General features: G+C 41.2%; 1 protein-coding gene. It reads right to left on the bottom strand.

What is annotated here, in order from left to right:
- Positions 1–430, bottom strand: a 430-nt coding sequence (locus AC1DUA_RS40425) for a fatty acid desaturase (protein WP_477504992.1), incomplete at its 3' end; no start/stop codon positions are given.
- Between the last annotated feature and the right edge of the window lie 72 nt (positions 431–502).

Below are 502 nucleotides of genomic sequence, written 5' to 3' on the forward strand. Positions count from 1 at the left end.
GAAAAATGAAGATCGGTCCAACGATGAACATGATCAACGGATTACGGTATAGTCTGTATGTGAATCTTTTTTTCCATGAAGATTTTTGATATTCATCAACGGTCATCGTCCAAATATCGCCTACACCTCTGCGATCCAAGTTACCGCTGGATGCGTGATGAATGGAGTGCGTGTGACGCCACTGATGGTAAGGGACGAATGTCAGGATTCCTGTCAACGTACCCACAATTTCATTAGCCCATTTATTTTTGAAAAAAGATTTATGACAGCAATCGTGGAAGATGATAAAGATGCGTACCAAGAACCCTGAGGCAATAATGTCGATCACCAGCGTAAGCCATATAGATACGGAAAGGATTAAATATGCGAAATACCATAGTGCAAAAAAGGGAATTACCGTATTAATAATTTGCCAAACGCTGTGCCTCATATGCGGCCTTTCATAGGGTGCGATGTCAGAACGCCATCCGTTTTTATCATCATGCTTCATTCAGTTTAGAAC

Source organism: Paenibacillus sp. 01T422, from assembly GCF_056398785.1.